This window comes from Paenibacillus sp. EKM211P, assembly GCF_011066175.1.
GTDB lineage: Bacteria > Bacillota > Bacilli > Paenibacillales > Paenibacillaceae > Paenibacillus > Paenibacillus polymyxa.
Window position 1 is genome coordinate 289,233 of sequence record NZ_JAAMNS010000004.1, and the last position, 24,151, is coordinate 313,383.

Consider the following 24,151-nt stretch of genomic DNA (forward strand, 5'->3'; position numbering starts at 1 on the left):
TTCGTGCATTTACGATTATAAAATGATAACATGATTACATAGAACCATTTTCATCACAGGCATCATATTTGAATCATAATCTGCTAATAACACTCGGCTGCCAGGAGGAGGGTCCAGTATGAAAATAGAAAGATTAAGTCAGGACAAGATACGGATTTTCCTTACCTTTGACGATTTGAGCGAACGGGGTATCCAAAAAGATGATATGTGGCAAGAAATTCCAAGAGTTCATGAGCTGTTTACTGAAATGATGGATCAGGCATACAGCGAACTGGGCTTCGACGCCACGGGACCGTTAGCTGTTGAAGTCTTTGCGCTTCCTGCTCAGGGAATGGTTGTTATCGTCACTCGGGGAAAATACGATCACCAGCAGTACGGTTCGGGTCCCGATGAGGAGCTTCCAGAGGAAGTCTACGAAATGGAAGTCACAATGGAGCACAGTGATTCCATCGTTTACGCGTTTAGCGATTTCGAAGTACTCATAGAAGCGGCTCATATGCTCCGCAGCAACACTACGGAAGCAGGTAAGCTGTATCATTATAGAGGAAAATGGATTTTGCATTTGGAGCCAGAAGAAGTAGAAGAGTCCAAGCTTGCGGCCTTAATCGCGATTCTGGCTGAATTTGGAGAAGGTTCATCCGTAACACCAGCTATGCTCGAAGAGTATGGAAAGCTGATCATTCCTGAACAGGCAGTTGCTGTCATCTGCACCCATTTTGACAGCCGTTCTTGATTTGGTTTAGAAAGTGATAATGAAGTTAATTTGTCGGCTCTGCGCTGAAAGCAGAGCCGACTCATTTTTATGGAGGGATGATCGGTGCTTCTGTTTTCTGTTTTAGCGGCAGCTACAGCGCCGGGTCTCGCCTTATTGATGTATTTTTACTTAAAGGATCGATATGATTCGGAGCCTCTGCACATGGTTATTAAAGTATTTTTGCTCGGTTTTTTGGTGGTGCTTCCGGTCATGATTTTTCAACGTGGGTTGCTGCTTTGGCTAGGAGATGACACTTTAATTCAGGTGTTCGGTATTTCCGCTGGAGTGGAAGAGTTTTTTAAATGGTTCCTGCTGTATCACATCATCTATAACCATACGGAGTTCGACGAGCCTTATGATGGTATATTGTATGCAGCCGCAGTCTCACTCGGGTTTGCCACAGTTGAAAATCTGTTATATGCCTGGGCGGGGCATGCTTCGATCAGCATGATGTTAATGAGATCGTTGCTACCGGTATCCGGTCATGCGATGTTTGGCGTTATGATGGGCTACTATATGGGGAAAGCCAAGTTTTCGAAAGACCTGAAGAGTAAATATATGCTGCTTCTGTCATTAGTGCTTCCATGGTTTTGGCATGGAGTGTATGATTTAATTTTGACGAAATTTTCACACGACTGGATCTGGTTTATCATTCCGTTGATGGCATTTCTATGGTATGGAGGGATGGCAAAAATCAGTCGAGCGAATAACCGTTCTCCTTTTCGAATGTTAAAACGGGAAGAAAAGGTTAATATGTAACGAAATGGGACACACTGATCTGACAAACCTGTTAGAGAAAGAGGTGTCTTTTTTGCGTATAAAAGTAAGAATTCATTGTAAAAGATGCGGAGAACGCTTTGTACTGAGAGGGCGAATGGAGCAAGGACAGATTCAGACCGGCTTTAAACGCTGTATTTGCGATAACTGTGAGTTTATTGTTGAAGTCATGGAAAACCATGCATAAGAGAGCTTTCTTCTTGTCACACTATCGGTAGTGTATTTGAAGAAAGGAGACTCCCAATATGTATAAACGACTTAGTGCCGTATTGTTCCCGGTGGTTACCCTGATTATGATAGGAGCATTTGTGTGGGGTTATCAGCAAAACCAGATGAGAAAAGAGGTGTCTTCTCAGGCAAATAGCATGTCGATTAAAGCGGAAAATCAATACCAGCGTGCATTTCATGATTTGTCGTTTCATATGGATCAGCTGCATTCCCAACTCGGTAACGCGGTTGCTGTCCATACTACTTCACACGCGATGCACCGCAAATGCTTGATGAACGTGTGGAGGATTGCAAGTGAAGCCCAAAACGAGGTTAATCAGTTGCCTCTCAATGTAATGCCTTTTAATCATGCTAAAGATTTGCTGTCACATCTATCTGCATTCTCGTATCAGACCGCTGTTCGTGATCTGGACCACGAGCCTTTAAACGAGAAAGAAATTTCGAATCTAAAAACGTTATATAACAATTCCAAGGAAATTTCGAAAAACATGCATGAGGTGCAGCAAAAGGTCATTAGCAAAAACTTGCGCTGGATGGATGTTGATATGGCGGCAGGTTCTCAAACTGGACCGAAGGACAACACCATTATTGATGGCTTCAAAACCGTGGACAAAAAAGTAGAGAACTACAAAGAACTGGATTGGGGACCGTCTGTTGCGAGCATTTATGATAAGCGCTCAGTGAAAAAGTTGAGTCTCCCGGCGGTGGATGCTGGACAAATTAAGCGTAATGCCGCTGAATTTACAGGAAAACCAGAAAGTCAGATTCGTGTGAACGAAAATGGCAAAGGAACAGAATGGGCGTCTTATACGGCTACGCTGTTAAATAAGCAACAGCCTGTAGCCACGATGGATTTTACGAAAAAGGGCGGCAAGCTCATTTCTTATCATGACATGAGAACAGTAGGTCCTAAAAAAACAACTCGTAATGAAGCGGTTCGCTATGCAAGTGAGTATCTTGAACAAAAGGGCTACAAAGGAATGAAGCCCGTAGCATATGATGAAAGCGGGAATTTAGCCAACATTACATTTGCAAGCCAACAAGGGGATGTGATTATCTATCCAGAAAAAATCACAGTCAGATCAGGCTTGGATAACGGACAAGTGATTGGTTTCCAATGCAGCGATTATGTCTATGAGCACAGTCGCCTCCGTCGCATTCCTCAGGCAAAACTGAATTTGAATGAAGCACGAGCGAAGTTGAATCCTGAGTTTCGCGAAACTTACCACCGCAAAGCACTAATTGAAAATGAACTGTCAAATGAAGTTCTGTGCTATGAATTTGGCGGTAAAATCAACGGTTCCATTTATCGAATTTACATTAACGCGAACACGGGAATGGAAGAAACGATTGAACAGGTAAAAGATTCAGATGAACCACAAGTTACGGCAAGTAATGCCTAGTTGATTACACTAAAATGAATCTATAGTCACTCTAAACCTCCTTTATTAAGGAGGTTTTTTGTGCTTTAGTCATGGTTCTAGCAAATATAATGCTTAATATAGGCACAAAGTCGTGGTATTATATACCTTAATTATAGTTTTGAATGGACAAGGATGGTGAATCGTTTGTTTCCGAAAATTAACGATGTGTTATACATACAAGTTGCCGGTACCGATCAGAAGGAGGAATCTTTTGAATATAAGTCACGTATTGCGGAAGAGGACCCACAGAACTTTCTAATCGAAATTCCCATGTCACAAACAAGCGGGCATTTGAAAAAGCTGTTTCTTGGGGAAGAACTGTCTATATTTTTTATGAGCGAGGGTGGGATTAAAAACTATTTTAATACCCACGTTACAGGCTTTAAAGAAGACGTCCTCCGGATGGTTCGCATTCACAAGCCTGCTCCCGACAGCATCAGCAAAATTCAGCGTCGAAACTTTCTCAGGGTAAAGGCCAACTTGGAAATTGCGGTTAAACATGGTGCAAACGAATCTAGATTTGTAGCAGAGACGCATGATGTAGGAGGTGGAGGCGTATCTTTTCAGACTCAGGGTTCACATCATCTTGAAGAAGGAGAATCATTGTCTTGCTGGATTTTGGTTCCATATAAAAACGGCACTCAAGAACATGTTCCGTTCCAATCCGAAATTGTACGCATTCAGCAGATGGAAAATGGCCGCAAACTCATTATGTTGAAATATGAGAAAATCGCTGACCAGGAGCGCCAAAAACTGATTAAATATTGTTTTGAAAGACAGTTGGAGTTCCGGGGGAAATCGTAAACATCCGAAGCTTTTCTTTTTTAGTAAACCTGTCGCTTATTTTGCATCGCCTATAAATGTGTGGTATAATTTTCACGTCGCAGGCAATGCCTGCTTTTTTCTTGAGGTTAGGTTAGGAGGAATTCCCTGTTGGCAAGGCAACATGCATCTTCAATTAACAAAATAAATGTAGCCATTGATGGACCTGCTGGCGCAGGGAAAAGTACAGTGGCCCGCTTGGTGGCGAAAGCACTTTCCTATGTATATGTAGATACCGGAGCCATGTATCGAGCAGCAACATGGTACATGATGTGCAAAGAAATTCCTGCAGAAAATGTACAAAAAGTGCTTCAGCATGTACCTGAGCTGGTGATTGAATTAGTACCGGACCCCACAGGCCAAAAGGTTTATTGTAACGGGGAAGATGTAACCACTGTGATTCGTTCGATGGAAGTGACTAGCAATGTGTCACAGTATTCGAGTATTGCTGGTTTACGTACACGCTTGACCGAATACCAGCGTGAAATGGCTGCGCGTAAAGGTGTCGTCATGGACGGACGCGACATTGGAACAACTGTGCTTCCCGATGCGGAAGTCAAAGTGTTCATGACCGCAAGTGTTCAGGAACGTGCCTCACGTCGTTTTAAAGAACTGAGCGAAACTGATGATATCACTCTGGAACAGCTTGAACGTGACATTGCGGCACGTGATAAGTTTGATGAGGAGAGGGAGGTATCCCCGCTTCGTTGCAGTGAAGACGCCATCGTGCTTGATACGACCCATATGGGCATTCAGGATGTCGTAGATACGATCGTATCTTATTGCTTAACGGAGAAGGATGGAGAGATCAGCCAATGATATATACTGTATGCGCCAGTATTTTGCGTCTCATTTACCGCGTTCTGTTTAGGCTTGAGGCGGTAGGCAGGGAAAATGTTCCTGCTGAGGGTGGAGTGCTGTTGTGTTCTAATCATATTAGTAATCTTGACCCTCCTACAGTTGGCATTTTGCTGAAGCGCAAGGTTCACTTTATGGCCAAAGCAGAGCTGTTTAATGTTCCTGTACTGGGACCACTGATCGACAAACTGGGAGCTTTTCCAGTCAAACGTGGTGGTGTGAGTAAGGAATCCATTAAGCTGGCATTGAACATTTTGCGTGAAGGTAAGGTTATGGGGATTTTTCCCGAAGGCTCCAGAGGAGCTGGGGGAATTGGTAAAAAGGGTGCTGCCAGTTTTGCACTGCGTAGTGGAGCGGCTGCCGTTCCGGTCGCCATTATTGGTGATTACAAGCTTTTCCGTAAAACGAAAGTGATATACGGTAAACCTGTTATTTTGGACGCTTACCAAAAGGGTACCGATGTCGAAGGAGATCCTCTTGAACTGGCAACAGAAGCAATTATGTCACGTATTCGCACAATGAAGGAAACGGGTAAGCCTACGAATGATTGAACGGCTTGCATGAATTGTGTCTAAGCTTGGAAAACTAGAACAAAAATGTATTTTGTTTTGAACTCTGCTATGCGCAGGTTTAAATAAATGGTTTTTTTGAATTGAGGAGGGTATTGACATGTCGGAAGAAATTAAAAATCAAGAAGCTGCTGAAGCGGCAAATCAAGACGAGCTCGATCAAATCGTTTCCCTGAAAAAAGGTGACACCGTTAAGGGTACAATTGTGAAATTGGAAGATAACCAAGCGGTAGTAAGCATTGGATATAAATACGATGGAGTTATTCCAATTCGCGAATTGTCTTCTGGTCTGGACAATGCAGAAGAAGCAGTACAAGTAGGCCAAGAAGTTGAAGCTAGAATTATCAGCATCGACGACGGCAAGGAAAAACTTGTTCTGTCCAAACGTGCAATCGACAGTGAAAATGCTTGGGAAAAGTTGGAGCAACTGTTCGAAAGCAAAGAAGTATTTGAAGTTGTTGTGAATGATGTTGTTAAAGGCGGCATCGTAGTAGACGTGGGTCTGCGCGGATTCATCCCTGCATCCATGGTAGAACGCCATTTTGTTGAAGATTTCAGTGATTACAAAGGCCGCACATTGCGTGTTGTTGTAAAAGAACTGGATCGTGAAAACAACAAAGTGATCCTTTCCCAAAAAGACGTTCTGGAAGCAGAATTTGAAGCTAACAAGCTTAAAGTAATGGCTGAGCTGAAAGAAGGACAAGAAATCGTTGGTACGGTTCAACGTCTTACTCAGTTTGGTGCTTTCGTAGATGTTGGCGGAGTAGATGGTCTGGTTCACGTATCTGAAATTGCTTGGACTCATGTTGATAAGCCTTCTGATGCTGTTTCCGAAGGAGATCAAGTGAAAGTGAAAGTCTTGAAAGTAGATCCTGAAAAAGGAAAAATCAGCCTGAGCATGAAAGCTGCACAGCCTGGTCCTTGGGAATCGGCTGCTGGACAATTCAATAACAATGACATCGTAACTGGTGTTGTTAAACGTCTGGTTAACTTCGGCGCATTCGTTGAAATCGCTCCTGGTGTGGAAGGTTTGGTTCATATTTCTCAAATTTCCCACAAACACATTGGAACTCCACAAGAAGTTCTGGAAGAAGGACAAGAAGTTAAAGTTAAAATTCTTGAAATGAATCCTTCCGAAAAACGTGTTAGTCTGAGCATTAAAGAAACTGAGGAAGCTCCTGAAGCTGCTCCAAAAGCAGAAAGAGCACCACGTGCATCTCGCGCACCTCGTGAGGAACTGAATAATCCTAACGTTTCCCTCAACAACTCCGGACTGAGCATTACGCTTGGCGAGCGTTTTGGTGATAAGCTGAACAAATTTAAATGAGTTTAAATCAATACATTTTATAATAAGCATAACGTACACCATCGGCGGACCCAGAGGGTTCGCCGATTGTTGTTACGTCACTATATCGCCAATAGGTATGTTTTTTGCTATGATGATAGCGGAAGAATTGACAGGAGGAGTGAATTTATGGCAAGACCCGTTGTGGCTATCGTTGGTCGTCCGAATGTGGGTAAGTCCACGATTTTTAATCGGATTATCGGGGATCGTCTGTCCATCGTGGAAGATAAACCGGGAATCACTCGTGACCGTATTTACGGTATATCAGAGTGGAATGGTAAGTCCTTCAGTATTATTGACACCGGCGGCATTGAGATTGATGGTGAGGATGTTATTTTGAAGTCCATCCGTATGCAGGCCGAACTTGCAATAGAAGAAGCAGATGTTATTGTATTCATGAGCGATGCAAAAGCAGGAATAACGCAAGCGGATGAAGAGGTAGCTCAAATGCTGTATCGTTCGGGTAAACCGATCATCGTAGCAGTAAACAAGGTGGACAATCTCAGTCGCGCTGATCTGATCTATGAGTTTTATTCTTATGGATTTGGTGATCCAATTGCTGTTTCTGGTAGTCATGGTACGGGGATCGGTGATCTGTTGGATGCAATTACGTCCAATTTACCTGAACTAGAAGAAGATCATTATGATGAAGACGTTATACGTGTCGCTTTGATCGGACGTCCGAATGTAGGTAAATCTTCACTCGTTAATGCCATTCTAGGAGAAGAACGGGTTATCGTTAGTGACATTGCTGGTACAACGCGTGATGCAATTGACACGCCTTTTGAAAAAGACGGTCAAAAGTATGTACTGATTGATACGGCAGGTATGCGTAAACGTGGTAAAGTATACGAAACGACAGAAAAATATAGTGTAATGCGTGCGATGCGTGCGATTGAGCGTGCAGATGTTGTACTGGTCGTTATTAACGGCGAGGAAGGCATCATTGAGCAGGATAAACACATTGCTGGCTATGCTTATGAAGCGGGTAAAGCCTCGTTGTTTGTCGTTAATAAATGGGATGTCGTAGATAAAGACGATAAAACGATGCATCAGTTTGAGACGAAAATCCGTGACCACTTTTTGTTCATGACCTATGCTCCGATTGTGTTCTTGTCTGCAAAGACAAAGCAACGTCTGCAAAAGTTGCTTCCAGTTGTACAGCATGTGGCACAGCAGCATGTCATGCGTATTCAGACACATCTGCTGAACGATGTCATTTCCGATGCGGTTGCCATCAATCCACCGCCAACAGACAAGGGCCGTCGTCTGCGTATTAACTATGTGACTCAGGTTGCTGTTAAACCGCCTACGATGGTTGTATTCGTAAATGATCCAGAGATAATGCACTTCTCTTATGAGCGTTATCTGGAGAACAAAATTCGCGCCGCCTTTAATTTTGAAGGAACTCCAATTCGTATATTTACACGGCGCAAGTCTGACGAAAGTTAGGAGCGAATAGGTTGATTTTACAGATCGTTGCCATCGTACTCAGTTACTTGCTTGGCTCTGTCAGCTTTAGTTTGCTGTATGGAAAATTAAAAGGAATCGACATTCGCCAGCATGGAAGCGGCAATGCCGGTGCGACGAATACGCTGCGCGTGCTTGGAAAAGGCCCAGCTATTCTGGTACTGCTGCTGGACGTACTTAAAGGGGTTATTGCGGTGCTGATAGGGCACTGGTTGGGTGGAGAATCATCCTGGTTACCGGGTTTGTGTGGCATTGCGGCGATTGCGGGCCATAACTGGCCGGTATATTTTCACTTTCGCGGAGGCAAAGGGATTGCGACTGCCATTGGTGTATTGGCATCTCTTGCCTTGCTGCCGGCATTATATGCCGGAATCATTGCGATACTTGCCATCGTAATAACGCGTTATGTATCCCTGGGATCACTAATTTTTGTCATTTTGACCCCTTGGATATTACTCGTACTTGGTTTTGCTTGGCCGTTATTTTGGACGGCTCTAATCATTTGCCTGTTCGCTGTGTGGAGACACCGTACTAACATAGTCAAGTTGGCACGGGGAAATGAGAATAAGCTTGGCTCCAAAGGAGGAGATCGTCTTGTCTGAGAAAATAGCTGTGCTGGTGGCAGGGAGTTGGGGAACAGCCTTAGCTTCCGTACTTGCGACCAATAACAACGATGTCTCTGTCTGGACGAGAAGCGAACAACAAGCTGCTGAGATCAATGAGAAGCATACGAATGAGCATTATTTACCAGGCTCTATTTTGTCTGATCGCATTTCAGCTACAACGGATATGCAGACTGCGGTATCTGGAGCTAAAGCGGTGATCATCGTATCTCCTTCGTCTGCCGCTCGGCAGGTTGCACGTAGTCTGAAGGCTCATTTCACCAAGGATATGCTGGTAGTACATGCCATTAAGGGTTTTGAAACAGAGACACTCAAGCGTATGTCCACGGTGATCTCGGAAGAGCTGGAAATCGCGGAGGATGATATTGCCGTGCTGTCAGGCCCGAGTCATGCGGAGGAAGTAGTGAAGAAATGTCCTACAACGGTTGTTGTAGCTTCTTCCAATGAGAAGGCTGCTCAGGCTGCCCAGGGGTTGTTCATGAACTCCTATTTCCGCGTCTATACAAACCGTGATTTACTCGGTGTAGAACTGTCCGGTGCTTTAAAAAATATTATTGCACTGGGCGCGGGAATGTCGGATGGACTTGGCTTCGGTGATAATGCCAAAGCGGCTTTGTTGACCCGTGGATTGGCTGAGATTACCCGTGCCGGAGTTGAGATGGGGGCTAATCCATTAACCTTTGCCGGACTCGCTGGTATAGGCGATTTAGTTGTGACTGCAACGAGTCGTCACAGCCGCAACTGGCGTGCAGGTTCATTATTGGGACAGGGCCAACAGCTTGATGCCGTATTGGAATCTATGGGAATGGTCGTAGAGGGGATTCGTACGACAAAAGCAGCATACGCTATCTCACAAAAATTGGGTGTGCAAATGCCTATTACAGAGGTGTTGTATGGAGTGCTGTTTGAAGGACGTGACGTCCGCAAAGCCGTTGAGGCATTAATGGGTCGCGATCCGAAAACCGAGATGGAAGTCATGCCGCTTCAAACTTGGGAGCAATGGCATTCATAAGAGTACAGAGGAGCTTCTAAAGTATAAAGGTTGTCTCATGAGTAGATCTTTCTACGATGAGATAGCCTTTTTTAGTTAGGCGTTTGGCATGTCTTTTGTATGCTTAATCACCTTTTGTCTCCGTCACTCATAGACTGAGTTGAGCAATGGCGGAGGAGGGGAGATTGTGAGTAAAAACTTTCCGAAAGATGCATTGAAGGCCATTAACAAAAAAGGCGGCAAAAACATATCCGAAAATGCAGTGAAAAAGCTTGCAGGCACGGTAAAGCCGGACACGCTTCAAAGTGAAGCGCAGTTGCGTCAGCTTATAAAACAGGTGTCTGCGATGGCTAACATTCCGGTATCGGAAGATACAGTCAGGGATATTGTCGGAGCCGTCAAAAAGAGTGGAATGAATCCTTCCAATATGGAAGCGTTAATGAAAATGATGATGAAAAAATAAAACACTGGCCGTATGATGGTTCGTTTTATTCACCGTGAACCGGGAAGGTTCGCGGTTTTTTTTATATTTTGAGGCAGTAAAGTGCTTTTTCAGTACACAAAATGTCGAACTGCCATGTCGAACATGTTATAATGATGCCCATCAGGAAACGGGTGGAAAGACAGCAAAGGAGGAAACGATGTTGAAGGAGGCAATATCATCAGTGTTAGTGGACAGGCTTCCTCACGATCTGGCAGTTGCGCTGGGTAGCTTGACTGAGAGCTGGTCAGCGGTGTCGGTTCCGTGGATGCTGGGGGGGAGCTGTGCACTACTTGTGCAAGAAGTTGAACTGGATCGTCTGCCTCGGGACATTGATATTTATGCGGATATTCATGCAGCGAAGCTGTTACACGCGCGTTCGCCGGGTGTAAGTATAGACCCACAGCAGGTTGACCGTAGCGGATCTTACGTTTCATTGCTAAGCCACTATGAACTGGAGGGATTTCCAGTCGAATTGGTGGGAGGATTTGAGGTTTTATGTGATGGAGCTTTATATCGTTTAGAGGTCGAGCGGCTACTCTGGTCGGCTGGGATTCAGCTTGATCTGGAAAATACCTCATTGCGTTTGATGCCTCTCAGTCACGAGTTGCTATTCAATCTGTTGCGAAATCGTCCTGACCGCTATCAAGCGATTGCAGATGTCATGAAGCGAGACCCCCAACAACACATAGGGATACTAACACAGCTATTGGTCCGTAACATTTGGAATAAGGAGCAGTTGGGCAAGCTTATAGATCTTCTCCCTTGGCCAGAACTTCACTCCTTAATCGGGATGAGTAATGAAATATAGGTTGCGTGCGTATTATGAGGAAAGGTGAATGGAGGACCGTTTATGAATGTACAGATTACGTTCCAGCCGTCAGGCAAGCGTGTACAAGTCGGTCAGGGCACGTCATTGCTCCAGGCTGCCCGTAAAGCAGGTGTGTATATTCCCACTCGTTGTGATGGAAAAGCAGCCTGTCTGATGTGTAAAGTGCAGATAGCACCGGAACGGGCTGAGCTCGCAGGTCACCCTAATGATGCAGAACAGCGTAAGCTGGGACCTTTACTGAATGAAGGAATACGTTTATCCTGTCAGGCCCGCGCTCAAGGTGATGTAGAGGTAACCATACCGGAGGATAGACTTAAGGCAGCTATTAGGCGGCAACTGGAGCGTCAGGCACTGGATGACGAACTGTGGTAATATCGATTTTAATAATTAGAACAAAAAACAAAGGATATTTCTCGACGGCTAGAACCGGTCAGAGACATATCCTTTTTTTATTTAAGTCTAGCAACAAAGTCATGTGGAAATCTTGCTGCGCATATATTAGGTGAGTGGACCCAAACGTAAAATATCGTTTCTGCAATGATCGCTGTGACGTAATCTATTTTTAAAAAACTAAACATATTTTACGGAGGGGATACATATGATGGTATCAGTCCAAATGCATGTACGAGTTTACGCCGTTTCGCCGATTCCATCAGTCTCCTGAATCTCGGCGGCGGACGACTTCCGGGCATTTTAAAGGCTGTTCTGCCGCATCTGGGATCAAGCAGTTGGTTGAACACGAAGCGGATGCTCTTTAAGCATTTTTCCTTCGGAGACTTTTGAGGAGGGGATTTCATTGGAGAAAGTGGACATTTTTAAAGACATTGCCGAACGCACCGGAGGAGACATCTATCTTGGGGTCGTCGGCGCAGTCCGAACAGGAAAATCAACATTTATCAAGCGGTTTATGGAAACGATTGTACTGCCCAACATTACGAGTGAGGCGGACCGTGCCCGCGCCGTAGACGAGTTGCCGCAAAGTGCGGCAGGGAAGACGATCATGACGACGGAACCTAAATTCGTACCGAATAATGCCGTCCAGATCAAAGTAACGGAAGGACTGGACGTGAATGTACGTCTGGTTGACTGTGTGGGATATGCAGTAGAAGGTGCAAAAGGCTACGAGGATGAAAATGGTCCAAGGATGATCTCTACACCATGGTTTGAAGAACCCATTCCTTTTCAGGAAGCGGCAGAAATCGGTACACGTAAGGTTATTCAAGAACATTCGACACTCGGTGTGGTAGTCACCACAGACGGCACCATTGCTGAAATCCCGCGTAGCTCTTATGTAGAGTCGGAGGAACGCGTCATTGAAGAGTTGAAGGAAGTTGGCAAGCCATTTGTTCTGGTTATCAACTCCACGCATCCACGCAGTGATGAAACACTCCAACTTCGCAGTGAACTGGCTGCCAAGTATGATATTCCAGTCATGACACTCAGCGCGGCGACCATGACGGAAGATGATGTTACGGGTGTACTTCGTGAAGTATTGTATGAATTCCCGGTGCATGAGGTGAATGTGAACCTGCCGAGCTGGGTTATGGTATTGAACGAAAATCACTGGCTGCGTAGCAACTATGAAAATTCCGTTCGTGATACGGTTAAAGATATTCGACGCCTGCGTGATGTAGATCGGGTGGTCAGCCAGTTTATGGAGTATGAGTTCATCGATAGAGCCGGATTAAGCGGTATGAATATGGGGCAGGGCGTAGCGGAAATTGATTTGTATGCGCCTGATGAGCTGTATGACCAGATTTTGGTTGAAGTCGTTGGGGTAGAGATTCGTGGCAAGGATCATTTGCTACAAATGATGCAGGATTTTGCCCACGCTAAACGTGAATATGACCGCTTTGCCGAGGCTCTGGAAATGGTCAAGACAACAGGTTATGGTATTGCAGCTCCGTCACTGGCCGAGATGGCACTGGACGAACCGCAGTTGATTCGACAAGGTACAAGATTTGGCGTGAGGCTTAAAGCGACAGCCCCTTCCATTCACATGATTCGTGTCGATGTGGAATCGGAATTTGCTCCGATTATCGGAACAGAGAAGCAAAGTGAGGAGCTCGTACGCTACCTGATGCAAGATTTTGAGAATGATCCAATCAAAATATGGGAATCTGACATTTTCGGACGTTCGCTGCATTCTATTGTGCGTGAAGGTATTCAAGGCAAGATTGCCATGATGCCGGACAATGCACGCTACAAGCTTCAAGAAACGCTGGGTCGCATTATTAACGAAGGTTCTGGTGGTCTTATTGCTATAATTCTTTAAGGCTAAGCTATAACTAAAAATGTGTAAGGGAAATACCGTAGAGAGCTGACTGCTCTTTGCGGTATTTTTCTATATTTAATAAAACCTATTTACATACTTGGTTTAACGCGATATATTAAGTATCAAATTTAAAACATATTAGTGCTTGGAACGAGGGGGAAACAAATCATGTATATCCAAAAAGGGCTCCAAAAAAACAAGAAGCTAGGGCTCGGAGCCATCATGCTGCTGGTGCTGATTATACTGGTCACAGCATGTGGCGCGCCGAAAACAGAAAGCGGCGCTCAAGGGACAGGCACTGCAGGAACGAATACAGGAGATGGAAAAACAGATAGTTCGAATCTAAAGGGTAAACGGGTTGCTTTGATCATGGAGTTTAATACAGGTACGTTTTCGCAGCAGTATGTTCAAGGTGTGGAAGATGAGGTTAAGAAATTTGGCGGTACGCTGACCAAGTTTGTTGCCAATAACGATAAGGCTAAAATGGCTTCTTTGCTAGATAGTGCGATTAACCAGCAGTTTGATGTTATTTTGACTGACCACGGTGACGCATTGCTGGAGCCAGGACTCAAAAAAGCAATTTCCCGCAATATTCCAGTTATCGTGTTCGATGCTGCGGTCAATGTTCCGGGTGCGGTAGTGCTTTCACAGGATGATCAAAGCATGGCGGAGCTGACGCTTGAGCAAATGAAAAAGGACATCGGTGGCAAAGGAAACATTGTGAAGGTATGGGTTGCTGGGTTTGCACCAATGGAGCGCCGTCAGGTTGCTTATGACGCATTTTTGAAAGCCAATCCAGATATTAAAGAGATTGCAACTTTTGGTTCGGCTCAGAATCCTGCTTTGGATACGCAAGCCAAAATGGAAGCTGTGCTAAAGCAATATCCTAAGGGTGAAATTACAGCAGTTTGGGCGGCTTGGGATGAATTTGCCAAAGGTGCAGCTCGTGCGATACAACAAGCTGGGCGTACGGAAATTAAAGTTTATGGGATTGATATGAGTGATGAAGATTTGCAAATGATTCAGGACCCGAAAAACCCGTGGGTGGCTTCAGCAGCCGTAGATCCAACAGATATCGGGCGCGTACAAGTGCGCTATGCATACCAGAAGTTGCATGGGGATAACCCTGAGGAGAAAGTTGTGCTGAAGGCAGTATATGTACAGCGCGAAGAGTTGCCAGATAAGCAAATTTCCACATCCGAGTTGTCTCAATTTGTGAAAGGATGGGGCAAGAGTGAGCAGGGCTACAAGGATTGGATGAAGGAATATGAAACGTCCAAATAAAATGGATGCATAACGCAAATGCAAAGGCGCGCTTCGGCGCGCTTTTATCATAAGCGGGAGTGAGGGGACATTCATGAGTACACAAGTATATACATTGGAGATGAAGAAGATCAGCAAACGGTTTGCTGGTGTAGATGCGCTGAGAGCCGTGGATTTTACGGTGCAGGGTGGCGAAATTCACGCTCTGCTAGGTGCCAACGGGGCAGGGAAGAGCACATTAATGAAAATCTTGTCAGGTGCGTATCGTTTCGATCAGGGAGCGATCGTTGTGGATGGCAAGGAGCTGATTATTCGTTCACCGTGGGAAGCCAAAAGAGCCGGAATTCACTGCGTGTATCAAGAAGTCGATTCGGCACTTGTGCCTCAGTTAACCGTCGCGGAAAATATTGTAATGGACGATTTGTCTGTACCTGATGGTCGATGGTGGGCTGCACCAGCGTCCATGCGCAGGCGAGCACGTGAGGCATTAGCGCGTCTGGAGGTTGATATAGATGTACGACGATACGTGTCAGAATTGACGTTGGCAGAAAAGCAGCTTGTACTCATCGCACGGATTTTGACACAGCAGGCGAATACTATCATTTTTGACGAGCCAACGGCACCGCTGAGCGAGGAAGAAACGAGGCGTTTGTTCCGCACCATTCATACCCTCAAGGATGAGGGAGTAGCATGTATTCTCATCACGCACCGATTGCCGGAGGTCATCGCGCACAGTGACCGTATTACGGTGATGCGTGATGGTGAGCGCGTGTTCTCGGGACCTGCTTCTGATTTAAATGTAGGCGACATTATCACGTATATGCTTGGGAAAATATTTGATGAGGAATTTCCGAAAACAGAGGTACCTATTGGTGAAACGGTATTGGAAGCAAAAGGACTCCGTAAGGGATTGCGAGTTCACGGCGTTGATTTGCAGGTCAGACGCGGTGAAATTCTCTCTATTGTGGGTTTGGTCGGTGCGGGCAAGACGGAGTTGTCACGACTACTTACAGGGGCAGACAAGCCCGATGTGGGGAAGCTGACCTTCAAGGGGCGCTTCATTCGTATGCGTGAGCCAGCGGACGCGGTAGCTCAAGGAATTGTGTCCATACCCGAGGAGCGGCGTAAGCAGGGGGTCTTGATTGAGGAGAGCGTGGAACGAAACCTTAGTCTTCCGCTCTTGGGCAAGCTGAGTGTCCTGGGTTTCATCAGTCGGCATAAAGAACGTAATAACGGTAATGGGGTTGTCGCCTCTCTTGGTATTAAGACGCCTTCACTGCGCCAGAATGTTAAGTATTTGAGCGGTGGGAATCAGCAAAAGGTTGCGATAGGAAAATGGCTTCATTCCGGTGCGGATGTATTCGTTTTTGACGAGCCAACCAAGGGTGTGGATATAGGGGCAAAAAGCGATATTTTCCGTATCATCGGAGAATTGGCTGCACAAGGAAAAGCAATCATTTATCTTACCTGTGAATTCGCGGAAGGTATAGGCATTGGTGATCGGATAGCAGTCATGTATGACGGTAAAATAATAAGGGAATTTGCGCGAGGCGAAGTCGAACAGGAACAGCTTCTGTTGTACGCCAGCGGTGGTGAAGAGGTGCATTCATGAAGGAAAAATGGTTAAATGTCTCGTTTCGTTACGGTGCTGTAGTTGTCATTATAGGTGTGTTGGCGTTTTTCTCAGCCACATTACCTTATTTCTGGACGTATGATAATTTGATGGATATTCTTGGCTCCATTGCGATTGTGACTTTCGTGGCCATTGGTGTGACGTTATCACTTATTGTAGACGGTTTTGACCTGTCGGTTGGTGCAACGGTATCCTTGACGACGGTCGTCTCAGCCTCGTTGATGGTCTGGTATGAACAGCCTGTTGCAGTGGTTATTATTGTATCTCTGATTGTTGGAGCTTTGGTTGGGCTGTTGAATTCACTTTTGATTATTAAACTGCGTATCCCCGATTTGCTCGCAACTCTAGCCATTATGTATATCGTTAGCGGGATTCACCAAACATACGCACAAGGCTATACCATCTACAATCATATGCAGTTTCCTGATGGCAGCAAGGCGCCAGGCGAGATATCTCCAGCATTTCTTTTACTGGGGCAGGGTAAATGGTTGGGTATCCCGATTTCGGTTATTTTACTGTTGCTAGCTGTGGCAGCGGTGCATGTTTTCTTGACCTACACAAAGCATGGGCGTCAAATGTATGTAACTGGCGGGAATGAGGAGGCTGCTCGTCTGTCAGGTATACGGGTAAAAAAGGTCCGTACACTGGCCTATATCGCTTCAGGCGTATTTGCGGCAATTGCCGGTATTTTATATGCCTCGCGTGTAGGCTCGGGTCAAATTGACGCTGGCTCTCCCTTACTTATGGAGGCAGTAGCTGCAGTATTCGTCGGTTTTTCAGTGTTTGGTGCGGGTAAACCCAATGTTATTGGTACATTTATTGGTGCGGTGTTAATCGGCGTATTAGTTAATGGACTGACCATGATGAATGTGCAATATTTTGCCCATGACATTGTCAAAGGAGTAGTGCTGGTGCTTGCGCTGGCTGTTACTTTTTACGTACTGAACCGTCGTCGTACTTGAAATTGTCTGTCGACTGTATTACTATAAACCTTGTTCCACGCAAGAAGGGTGCCATAAAACGCCAGTTTCGGCCTATATGGCGGTGGTTAGGTATATTCTATGTATATTTAACGACGAAACGGAAACAGATGATAACATTATGGAAGGCAGTATGCCGCCCGGGTTATTTTATACAGGCGACTTCATTATCGGTGGAGCACACCGATAACCTTAATGCTGGACTACACTTGAATTGGGAGGTGAATATGTTGAATAAAACGGATTTGATCAATCAGGTTTCTGAGAGCACTGAATTGTCCAAAAAGGACGTAACCAAAGCAATCGATGCAGTATTTGAAGCGATCGCTGGAGCACTGCAAAACGGAGACAAGGTACAACTGGTAGGTTTCGGGAACTTTGAGGTTCGTGAACGTTCCGCACGTAAAGGACGTAACCCGCAAACAGGAGAAGAAATCGAAATCCCTGCGAGCAAAATTCCGGCATTCAAACCGGGTAAAGCGCTCAAAGACGGAATTAAATAAGATTTCTTACATATTCCCAATGCGCTGAAAGGACCGTGAATTTGATTCACGGCCTTTTCTTTTTGTCCTATTTACTTTGTGGTAGAGGTGCTATGGACTGAAGAAGAGGAAGGTGTCTTGCCGTTTCGCGAGGCATAAGCAATCAGCACCAGGGGTTCACCTGTCAGCTCGGCAAATTCATGTTCCAGCCGTTGAAGCTGCTCTATCTGAGCAGGACTGAGATTGGCGGGACGATAGTTTTCCATCCGATCCGTTCCTTTCGTTAATAGATGGGACTGCACAGATAGTATGGCACAGGAAGCACTAATTGTTGCAGGCGCGAGGAAAGCATGTAGTTGACAAAACAATCTTAAATCTCCATCATAAAAATATAGCTTCGGCTCTCAGGGAGGAAAAGGACATGGAAGATAACGTGACGGGCAGCAGTGAGTACGTCGTAATTAAAGCAAAAAGCAACGGATGTCAGGTTTTTGGTCTGACCAGAGGTCAGGATACACGCCTGCATCATTCAGAAAAATTGGACAAGGGTGAGATACTGATCGTTCAATTTACGGATCATACTTCTGCCATCAAAATTCGCGGCAAGGCCATGGTGATGACCAAGCACGGTGTTGTAGATACGGAGGAGTAAAATGCAGGCATAGCCTGCTTTTTTTTGTTGTACAATGAGAGTGAGGACCTTTACCGTAGCAAACCCACATTATGGGGTAGGGGTCAGGGGAGGCTCTGATGAAACCTTGGATTGTACTCGGTGGTTCCATTCTCATAACCACCGCAGCAGCAATATTGCTGCCGTCCTTACAGATGCTGGACTCGGGTACCGCAGCAGTTCGTGAAACACAGGCAACAATCTCGCCCCAGCAACGAGTGTTGCTGACGGATGACAATCTGGTAGATACACTAAACGAGCTTCCATTGACCACACCGATTGCAAGTGCAAGCTGGGAACATTCTGTCCTGACCCTGGATGTTAAGCTGTCCAAGGAAGAAACCACACCTCTGGAGATTTATCAAAACATGGCGGAGCTTGCCGCCTTTAGCTTTTACGGAACGACGAATGTACGGCAATTGCTGTTGCGGGTGGTGACGCAGGACGAATGGTCAGGAGAACGCCATTTGCTGCTGGCATCCGATATACGCCGGAACGAGTGGACGAACGAGGCATTGGAACAACTTAGAAATCGGGAAGGCGCTGAACTGCCAGAAGATTTGAAATCTCGTTTCCGCATTACAGTAACGCCTATGTGGCAAAACAGGTTTAGCGGTGTATATACAAACTAGATGTTTCTACCGCTGGACCTACAGTACTTTAGTCGCGAATCATTTTAAATTGTGATATAATATAAGGCATTGCAATTATTTGAGTATACCAGAAAGTCATGGCTCGGAGGCTTAGGATGAAACCGTATCGCGTACCTCAATTAGTAAGGAAATATGTGGAATACGACATGATTCAACAACATACGGAAATGCCGGCTTTTCCTGACAGCCGTACCCGTTTGCTGTTTGAGTTTTTGAACCGGAATGCGCAAGGGCTGCATGCCAGTGAGGATGAACTGTACGCTTTGGTTACATCACTTGTGCAGATGGGACTGGATACGCATGATATGATTGATACTTTATCCGGTATACGAAGTCCGGAAGAGATGCGATCCAGACAGCTGAAAGTGTTAGCAGGTGACTACTTCAGTAGCCGTTTTTATCAGCTACTTGCACTAGCAGGCCGAATCGAGGCCATTTCGAAGCTGAGTGACGCTGTATGTGAAGTGAACGCAGGGAAAATGAGCTTATACTGGGAGATGAAGCATTTTCGATTGAATGCCGCTCAGTATTTATCTCAGATGGTTTGCTTCAAACAGGAGCTTTTTTTATCATTGACTTCACTTATTGCAGAACAGGATCAGGAAGTCTGGAAGCAGCTTCTTAATGAATTCGCTCTCTGTGACACGCTGGTGGAGGAATGGGAGAAACGGGCAGAACCAGACAAGTCCCGTTTCGGATATATGTTCTGGCATATTTACGGTAACGGAGACCAGCATGAGCAGGCACTGCTTTCAGAGGGTGGTAATGAAACAGCAGTTTGGCGTAAGCTTGTGCTGAAATACAAAGCCGAGGATGCGATACTGGACAAGCTTCGCACGGCTGTTACACACATCCGGCAGACCCTGTCAGATGAACAAAACACGGGGATTGAGGAATTTGAATGCATGCTTGAGCCTTTCCTGAAGCTGCTAAACAGTTCGCACCCGGTTGTGAGGGAAGGTTAGGTGAACGTCATGGGATCAAGCGACACCAAGCCGAAAGAGCAATTCGTTCATGGCGTGTTTGAAAGTATAGCCGGTAAATACGATTTGATGAACGATATACTGAGCTTTCGCAGACATAAGGCTTGGCGGAAATTTACAATGAAAAAAATGAACATGCATCACGGCGATACGGCAATCGACCTTTGTTGTGGGACATGTGACTGGACGCTTGCGATGGCGCGTGCAAGTGAAAGTGGTCACATCGTAGGATTGGATTTTAGCCAGAACATGCTAAATGTTGGCGAGCGCAAGATTACATCAGAATCCCGCGAAAAGCAAATCAAGCTTGTACGAGGCAACGCGATGGATCTACCTTTTGAAGACAATTCATTTGATTATGCGACGATTGGTTTCGGTCTTCGCAACGTACCTGATTTGCGCCGCGTGTTGCAGGAAATGCAACGTGTCGTCAAGCCTGGTGGGCAGGTCGTATGTTTGGAGTTGTCCAAACCTACTTGGCAGCCGTTCAAGGGAATTTACTACGCATATTTTCAACACATCTTGCCCATGCTCGGCAAATTGTTCGCCAAACGTTATGAGCAGTACAAATGGCTCCCTGATTCGTTGGCGCTTTTTCCAGGAAGGGATGAACTGGCTGACATCTTTCGTGAAGTCGGATTGAAGGATGTTCAGGCTCATTCTCTCACCGGAGGCATTGCGGCATTGCATATTGGAATCAAGGAGAGTCAGCATGTTTAAGAAAATTGCCATTTTTTTGGAAATGATTAAAATTGAACATACTTTATTTGCGCTCCCATTTGCATTTATGGGGGCTGTATTGGGGTCAGTTGTCGTGACGGACAACCTTCCCTCATGGCCGCAGATCGGTTGGATCTTGCTGGCTATGGTTGGCGCACGTAGCGCAGCCTTCGGCTTCAATCGTATGATTGACCGTGTGATTGACGGGAAAAATCCGCGTACAGCAGGACGCGCTATTCCGGCAGGGCTGCTCAAATCGAGCGAAGTGGTGATTTTCATCATCGTTAGCTTGTTGTTGTTGTTTTGGGCCTCATTCAAGTTAAGTCCGCTGGCGTTCAAGCTGTTCCCGCTGGCCTTTTTTATGCTTGTTTTTTACTCTTACACCAAGCGTTTTACTTGGCTGTGCCACTTTGTACTTGGTTTGACCATTGGTTTGGCGCCGCTAGGCGCGTGGGTTGCAGTGACGGGACAAATGGATTTAACTGCTATCGTACTTTATCTCACGATTGCATTTTGGACCGCTGGATTTGATGTTATTTATGCTTGTCAGGATATTGATTTTGACCAGAGCGAAGGGGTTTATTCTATTCCTGCCCGTTTTGGTGTAGCAGGTGCTCTGAACATCGCCCGTGTGTTCCATGTCATTACGGCGATCGGATTTATTGTGCTGTTCTTTATCGCAGATTTAAGCTGGTGGTATCTGGCGGGCATGATTATTTCATACATTATTTTATTTTATGAGCACTATATCGTATCTCCAAAAGATTTGAGTCGTTTGCAGACAGCATTCTTTACTATGAACGGTGTACTTAGCATTGTCGTATTTGCTTTTACACTGATTGATTTGGTGGTGCGTCAATACTAATGAATAATCAGGTGAGCAACCATCAAGGCAAACGAATCGTTATTGGCATTACAGGTGCGAGCGGAAGCATTTATGGTGTACGACTAGTAGAGACACTGCTGGACTTGCAGTATACAGTTCACCTGATTGTTTCTAATGCTGGCTGGCGGGTATTGAAAGAGGAGCTGGGCTGGAATGTGACCGACCGGGAAGGAGCTTTGAATGAACAATTCGGAGGCCGTCCCGGTTCTCTTGTATACCATCCGTTCACAGATATTGGAGCTTCAATAGCGAGTGGCTCTTATTTAGTAGATGCCATGATTATCATGCCGTGCTCGATGGGGACGTTGTCAGCAGTAGCCCACGGTTCGTCTGATAATCTCATGGCACGTGCAGCAGATGTGATGATGAAGGAAGGTCGTCCGCTAATCCTTGTGCCTCGTGAGACACCGCTGCATGCCATTCATTTGGAAAATATGCTTAAGCTTGCGAGACTCGGCGTCAAAATGATTCCGGCCATGCCAGCTTTTTATTTTCATCCGAAGACGCTGGATGATATTGTACTGTTCCTCGTAGGCAAAGTATTAGACAGCTTGCGTATAGAACATCAATTGTTTACGAGATGGGGGGATTCCGATGCCGATACCGGACACCAAGACAATCACAATCGGAAAAATTAAATATACAAACGCCTGGCCTATTTTTCATTACTTTAATCCTTCAGAGCTTCTCCATTCGGCGGAGATGGTTTCCAAAGTTCCGGCTGAATTGAATCGAGGCATGCTGAAAGGGAGTTTGGATATGAGTGCGATGTCCTCCTTTGCGTATGCATCAGGTGCTGAGGAAATGCTGCTGTTGCCCGATTTATCCGTTAGTGCAGACGGTCCAGTCCAATCCATTTTACTATTTTCACGCAAGCCGCTAAATGAAATCATTAACGGCACCATTGCACTGACGAATACTTCAGCCACATCGGTGAACTTGTTGAAAATTTTGATGCAAAAGGCATGGGAAGGTCAGCCTACTTACTTTGATTGTGAACCGGATCTTGATTTGATGCTGGAACAGGCAGATGCAGGGCTGCTGATTGGAGATCACGCGATCAAGGCATCCTGGCGGAGTGAGGGCCTGTACGTAACCGACCTCGGGGAAGAGTGGAAACGCTGGACGGGCTATAGTATGACTTTTGCTGTATGGGCAGTTCGACGTGCTGTTGCTGCTCAGAATCCCGCTGCGGTGGCTGAAATTGCGAATGCGTTCCGCGTAAGCAAGCAGCGTAGTCTGTCTGACCTGACACCTGTTATTTCTGAAGCTTGCAAGGAAATTGGAGGTTCAGAAGATTATTGGGAGCGCTACTTTACGAATCTGTGTTATGATTTTGGAGAGAAGCAACAACAAGGTTTAGAGCTTTATTTTAAGTATGCATATGAACTGGGGCTGCTTGACCGACGAGTGAAGCCGCTTCTCTGGAGTGACAATACGCTGACACGGGTGAAAGAATGAAACGATTGGATTTGTTCGGTTTATTAAAAAAGGATATGAACTTCATAGAAGAAGAGCTGTACCGTAGCATTGACAGTAGGGAGCCGTTGATTAATGATACGTCGCTTCATCTACTTAAAGCAGGGGGCAAGCGTTTGCGTCCCGTATTTGTATTGCTGGGAGGCAAGTTTGGAGAATATGATCTGGACAAGCTCAAGCGCATAGCGGTACCTCTGGAACTGATTCATTCTGCCTCTCTCGTTCATGACGATGTGATTGACGATGCGGAAATGAGACGCGGCCAACCCACCGTGAAGTCCAAATGGGACAATCGGGTGGCTATGTACACCGGAGACTACATATATGCACGCGCACTATCTATTGCTGCTGGGCTGCCGAATCCCGATATTCACCGAGTGCTGTCTAAGGCGTTGGTGCAGATGTCGATTGGTGAAATGGAACAAATACGTGATTTTTTTAATGTGGATCAGAGTGTGCGCAATTACTTGCTTCGCATTCGGCGCAAAACGGCATTGTTGATTGCGGTCAGTTGCCAGTTGGGAGCTATGGCTGCAGGAGCACGGGAAAGAGTCAACTCTCTGTTGTACAGCTATGGCTATAACGTAGGTATGGCTTTTCAAATTCAGGATGATTTGCTTGATCTGTGTGGAACAGAAAAAAAGATCGGCAAGCCTCCAGGCAGCGATATGAGACAGGGCAATATTACGCTTCCGGTCATTTATGCGCTTGAACAACCCGAACTGCGAGATGATCTGCTGGCTGAAATTCGGCGAATTCAGGATGGGGACGGGCAAGGAGACGCCCGTAAAGCGGTGGATATGATCAAAAAAAGTGAAGGAATCACTAAAGCTGAAATTCTCGCCGACCGATATATTAATAAAGCGCTGAACGCGCTGGACTTACTACCAGATGTCAAAACAAAAAAGACGCTGCGCGATATTGCTCATTTTGTGACACGCCGCTCCTACTAA

The 24,151-nt window shown here is 45.7% G+C and carries 27 protein-coding genes; 26 read left to right on the forward strand and 1 reads right to left on the reverse strand.

Going from position 1 to position 24,151, the window contains the following annotated elements:
- The first annotated feature begins 118 nt into the window (after nucleotides 1-118).
- From G9G57_RS09605 to G9G57_RS09690, 18 genes are all read left to right on the forward strand, one after another.
- The gene (locus G9G57_RS09605; protein WP_016822229.1) at nucleotides 119-733 is read left to right on the forward strand and encodes a genetic competence negative regulator; all 615 of its coding nucleotides are present in this window, start codon (nucleotides 119-121) and stop codon (nucleotides 731-733) included.
- A gap of 84 nt (nucleotides 734-817) precedes the next feature.
- Nucleotides 818-1,513 (forward strand): glutamic-type intramembrane protease PrsW, encoded by a 696-nt coding sequence (gene prsW / locus G9G57_RS09610; RefSeq protein ID WP_016822228.1) that lies wholly within the window; start codon nucleotides 818-820, stop codon nucleotides 1,511-1,513.
- 263 nt (nucleotides 1,514-1,776) lie between these two features.
- Nucleotides 1,777-3,162: a germination protein YpeB gene (gene ypeB / locus G9G57_RS09615; protein WP_019687874.1), complete on the forward strand. Its 1,386-nt coding sequence runs from the start codon at nucleotides 1,777-1,779 to the stop codon at nucleotides 3,160-3,162.
- A gap of 165 nt (nucleotides 3,163-3,327) precedes the next feature.
- The gene (locus G9G57_RS09620; protein ID WP_019687873.1) at nucleotides 3,328-3,987 is read left to right on the forward strand and encodes a flagellar brake protein; all 660 of its coding nucleotides are present in this window, start codon (nucleotides 3,328-3,330) and stop codon (nucleotides 3,985-3,987) included.
- Between the two features lie 129 nt (nucleotides 3,988-4,116).
- Nucleotides 4,117-4,824 (forward strand): (d)CMP kinase, encoded by a 708-nt coding sequence (gene cmk / locus G9G57_RS09625; RefSeq protein ID WP_017427536.1) that lies wholly within the window; start codon nucleotides 4,117-4,119, stop codon nucleotides 4,822-4,824.
- The gene (locus tag G9G57_RS09630; protein WP_164964882.1) at nucleotides 4,821-5,414 is read left to right on the forward strand and encodes a lysophospholipid acyltransferase family protein; all 594 of its coding nucleotides are present in this window, start codon (nucleotides 4,821-4,823) and stop codon (nucleotides 5,412-5,414) included. Before cmk ends, G9G57_RS09630 begins: the two co-directional genes overlap by 4 nt.
- A 118-nt stretch (nucleotides 5,415-5,532) precedes the next feature.
- On the forward strand, nucleotides 5,533-6,759 hold the full coding sequence (rpsA, locus tag G9G57_RS09635) for a 30S ribosomal protein S1 (protein WP_013371699.1): 1,227 nt from the start codon (nucleotides 5,533-5,535) through the stop codon (nucleotides 6,757-6,759).
- A 147-nt stretch (nucleotides 6,760-6,906) separates the two neighbouring features.
- Entirely contained in the window at nucleotides 6,907-8,229 is a 1,323-nt protein-coding gene (der, locus tag G9G57_RS09640) for a ribosome biogenesis GTPase Der (RefSeq protein ID WP_013371698.1), read from the forward strand.
- A gap of 11 nt (nucleotides 8,230-8,240) precedes the next feature.
- Nucleotides 8,241-8,849, forward strand: a complete 609-nt coding sequence (gene plsY / locus G9G57_RS09645) for a glycerol-3-phosphate 1-O-acyltransferase PlsY (RefSeq protein WP_016822223.1) — start codon at nucleotides 8,241-8,243, stop codon at nucleotides 8,847-8,849.
- A complete protein-coding gene (locus G9G57_RS09650) occupies nucleotides 8,842-9,882 on the forward strand; it encodes an NAD(P)H-dependent glycerol-3-phosphate dehydrogenase (protein WP_013371696.1) in 1,041 nt (346 codons plus the stop codon). Before plsY ends, G9G57_RS09650 begins: the two co-directional genes overlap by 8 nt.
- A 166-nt stretch (nucleotides 9,883-10,048) precedes the next feature.
- On the forward strand, nucleotides 10,049-10,324 hold the full coding sequence (locus tag G9G57_RS09655; protein ID WP_016822222.1) for a stage VI sporulation protein F: 276 nt from the start codon (nucleotides 10,049-10,051) through the stop codon (nucleotides 10,322-10,324).
- Nucleotides 10,325-10,502: 178 nt separating this feature from the next.
- Nucleotides 10,503-11,153 carry a hypothetical protein gene (locus G9G57_RS09660; protein ID WP_017427538.1) on the forward strand — a complete coding sequence of 217 codons (651 nt, stop codon included), beginning with the start codon at nucleotides 10,503-10,505 and terminating at the stop codon, nucleotides 11,151-11,153.
- 42 nt (nucleotides 11,154-11,195) lie between these two features.
- The gene (locus G9G57_RS09665) at nucleotides 11,196-11,546 is read left to right on the forward strand and encodes a 2Fe-2S iron-sulfur cluster-binding protein (protein ID WP_017427539.1); all 351 of its coding nucleotides are present in this window, start codon (nucleotides 11,196-11,198) and stop codon (nucleotides 11,544-11,546) included.
- Between the two features lie 424 nt (nucleotides 11,547-11,970).
- A complete protein-coding gene (gene spoIVA, locus G9G57_RS09670) occupies nucleotides 11,971-13,449 on the forward strand; it encodes a stage IV sporulation protein A (protein WP_017427540.1) in 1,479 nt (492 codons plus the stop codon).
- Nucleotides 13,450-13,617: 168 nt separating this feature from the next.
- Nucleotides 13,618-14,733 carry a sugar ABC transporter substrate-binding protein gene (locus G9G57_RS09675; protein WP_017427541.1) on the forward strand — a complete coding sequence of 372 codons (1,116 nt, stop codon included), beginning with the start codon at nucleotides 13,618-13,620 and terminating at the stop codon, nucleotides 14,731-14,733.
- 73 nt (nucleotides 14,734-14,806) lie between these two features.
- On the forward strand, nucleotides 14,807-16,324 hold the full coding sequence (locus tag G9G57_RS09680; protein ID WP_017427542.1) for a sugar ABC transporter ATP-binding protein: 1,518 nt from the start codon (nucleotides 14,807-14,809) through the stop codon (nucleotides 16,322-16,324).
- A complete protein-coding gene (locus G9G57_RS09685; protein ID WP_016822216.1) occupies nucleotides 16,321-17,307 on the forward strand; it encodes an ABC transporter permease in 987 nt (328 codons plus the stop codon). The genes G9G57_RS09680 and G9G57_RS09685 overlap by 4 nt, the downstream gene beginning before the upstream one ends.
- A 248-nt stretch (nucleotides 17,308-17,555) precedes the next feature.
- Nucleotides 17,556-17,828 (forward strand): HU family DNA-binding protein, encoded by a 273-nt coding sequence (locus tag G9G57_RS09690; RefSeq protein WP_014599981.1) that lies wholly within the window; start codon nucleotides 17,556-17,558, stop codon nucleotides 17,826-17,828.
- Nucleotides 17,829-17,899: 71 nt separating this feature from the next.
- On the opposite strand, the gene G9G57_RS09695 is transcribed toward G9G57_RS09690, so the two are convergent.
- Nucleotides 17,900-18,175 carry a hypothetical protein gene (locus G9G57_RS09695; protein ID WP_128574142.1) on the reverse strand — a complete coding sequence of 92 codons (276 nt, stop codon included), beginning with the start codon at nucleotides 18,173-18,175 and terminating at the stop codon, nucleotides 17,900-17,902.
- A gap of 53 nt (nucleotides 18,176-18,228) precedes the next feature.
- Between G9G57_RS09695 and mtrB the strand changes: the two genes are divergently transcribed.
- The 8 genes from mtrB (at nucleotide 18,229) to G9G57_RS09735 (ending at nucleotide 24,151) form a co-directional block, all read left to right on the forward strand.
- On the forward strand, nucleotides 18,229-18,459 hold the full coding sequence (gene mtrB, locus G9G57_RS09700; protein WP_017427543.1) for a trp RNA-binding attenuation protein MtrB: 231 nt from the start codon (nucleotides 18,229-18,231) through the stop codon (nucleotides 18,457-18,459).
- Between the two features lie 98 nt (nucleotides 18,460-18,557).
- Complete coding sequence (locus G9G57_RS09705; protein WP_017427544.1) at nucleotides 18,558-19,109, forward strand: hypothetical protein; 552 nt, start codon at nucleotides 18,558-18,560, stop codon at nucleotides 19,107-19,109.
- Between the two features lie 116 nt (nucleotides 19,110-19,225).
- Nucleotides 19,226-20,095 (forward strand): heptaprenyl diphosphate synthase component 1, encoded by an 870-nt coding sequence (locus G9G57_RS09710; RefSeq protein WP_017427545.1) that lies wholly within the window; start codon nucleotides 19,226-19,228, stop codon nucleotides 20,093-20,095.
- A 9-nt stretch (nucleotides 20,096-20,104) separates the two neighbouring features.
- Nucleotides 20,105-20,833, forward strand: coding sequence for a demethylmenaquinone methyltransferase (locus tag G9G57_RS09715; protein ID WP_017427546.1), 729 nt, complete (start codon nucleotides 20,105-20,107; stop codon nucleotides 20,831-20,833).
- A complete protein-coding gene (locus tag G9G57_RS09720; RefSeq protein ID WP_016822211.1) occupies nucleotides 20,826-21,698 on the forward strand; it encodes a UbiA-like polyprenyltransferase in 873 nt (290 codons plus the stop codon). The genes G9G57_RS09715 and G9G57_RS09720 overlap by 8 nt, the downstream gene beginning before the upstream one ends.
- Complete coding sequence (locus G9G57_RS09725) at nucleotides 21,698-22,357, forward strand: UbiX family flavin prenyltransferase (protein WP_016822210.1); 660 nt, start codon at nucleotides 21,698-21,700, stop codon at nucleotides 22,355-22,357. The genes G9G57_RS09720 and G9G57_RS09725 overlap by 1 nt, the downstream gene beginning before the upstream one ends.
- A complete protein-coding gene (locus G9G57_RS09730) occupies nucleotides 22,314-23,180 on the forward strand; it encodes a menaquinone biosynthetic enzyme MqnA/MqnD family protein (RefSeq protein WP_017427547.1) in 867 nt (288 codons plus the stop codon). The genes G9G57_RS09725 and G9G57_RS09730 overlap by 44 nt, the downstream gene beginning before the upstream one ends.
- Entirely contained in the window at nucleotides 23,177-24,151 is a 975-nt protein-coding gene (locus G9G57_RS09735) for a polyprenyl synthetase family protein (RefSeq protein WP_019687865.1), read from the forward strand. Before G9G57_RS09730 ends, G9G57_RS09735 begins: the two co-directional genes overlap by 4 nt.

Excerpts from the sequence above, each read along its gene's own strand:
- G9G57_RS09605 (WP_016822229.1), top strand. The coding sequence starts at position 119 with ATGAAAATAGAAAGATTAAGTCAGGACAAGATACGGATTTTCCTTACC.
- ypeB (WP_019687874.1), top strand. The coding sequence starts at position 1,777 with ATGTATAAACGACTTAGTGCCGTATTGTTCCCGGTGGTTACCCTGATT.
- G9G57_RS09630 (WP_164964882.1), top strand. The coding sequence starts at position 4,821 with ATGATATATACTGTATGCGCCAGTATTTTGCGTCTCATTTACCGCGTT.
- rpsA (WP_013371699.1), top strand. The coding sequence starts at position 5,533 with ATGTCGGAAGAAATTAAAAATCAAGAAGCTGCTGAAGCGGCAAATCAA.
- der (WP_013371698.1), top strand. The coding sequence starts at position 6,907 with ATGGCAAGACCCGTTGTGGCTATCGTTGGTCGTCCGAATGTGGGTAAG.
- G9G57_RS09660 (WP_017427538.1), top strand. The coding sequence starts at position 10,503 with ATGTTGAAGGAGGCAATATCATCAGTGTTAGTGGACAGGCTTCCTCAC.
- G9G57_RS09665 (WP_017427539.1), top strand. The coding sequence starts at position 11,196 with ATGAATGTACAGATTACGTTCCAGCCGTCAGGCAAGCGTGTACAAGTC.
- G9G57_RS09675 (WP_017427541.1), top strand. The coding sequence starts at position 13,618 with ATGTATATCCAAAAAGGGCTCCAAAAAAACAAGAAGCTAGGGCTCGGA.
- G9G57_RS09680 (WP_017427542.1), top strand. The coding sequence starts at position 14,807 with ATGAGTACACAAGTATATACATTGGAGATGAAGAAGATCAGCAAACGG.
- G9G57_RS09685 (WP_016822216.1), top strand. The coding sequence starts at position 16,321 with ATGAAGGAAAAATGGTTAAATGTCTCGTTTCGTTACGGTGCTGTAGTT.
- mtrB (WP_017427543.1), top strand. The coding sequence starts at position 18,229 with ATGGAAGATAACGTGACGGGCAGCAGTGAGTACGTCGTAATTAAAGCA.
- G9G57_RS09705 (WP_017427544.1), top strand. The coding sequence starts at position 18,558 with ATGAAACCTTGGATTGTACTCGGTGGTTCCATTCTCATAACCACCGCA.
- G9G57_RS09710 (WP_017427545.1), top strand. The coding sequence starts at position 19,226 with ATGAAACCGTATCGCGTACCTCAATTAGTAAGGAAATATGTGGAATAC.
- G9G57_RS09715 (WP_017427546.1), top strand. The coding sequence starts at position 20,105 with ATGGGATCAAGCGACACCAAGCCGAAAGAGCAATTCGTTCATGGCGTG.
- G9G57_RS09720 (WP_016822211.1), top strand. The coding sequence starts at position 20,826 with ATGTTTAAGAAAATTGCCATTTTTTTGGAAATGATTAAAATTGAACAT.
- G9G57_RS09725 (WP_016822210.1), top strand. The coding sequence starts at position 21,698 with ATGAATAATCAGGTGAGCAACCATCAAGGCAAACGAATCGTTATTGGC.
- G9G57_RS09730 (WP_017427547.1), top strand. The coding sequence starts at position 22,314 with ATGCCGATACCGGACACCAAGACAATCACAATCGGAAAAATTAAATAT.
- G9G57_RS09735 (WP_019687865.1), top strand. The coding sequence starts at position 23,177 with ATGAAACGATTGGATTTGTTCGGTTTATTAAAAAAGGATATGAACTTC.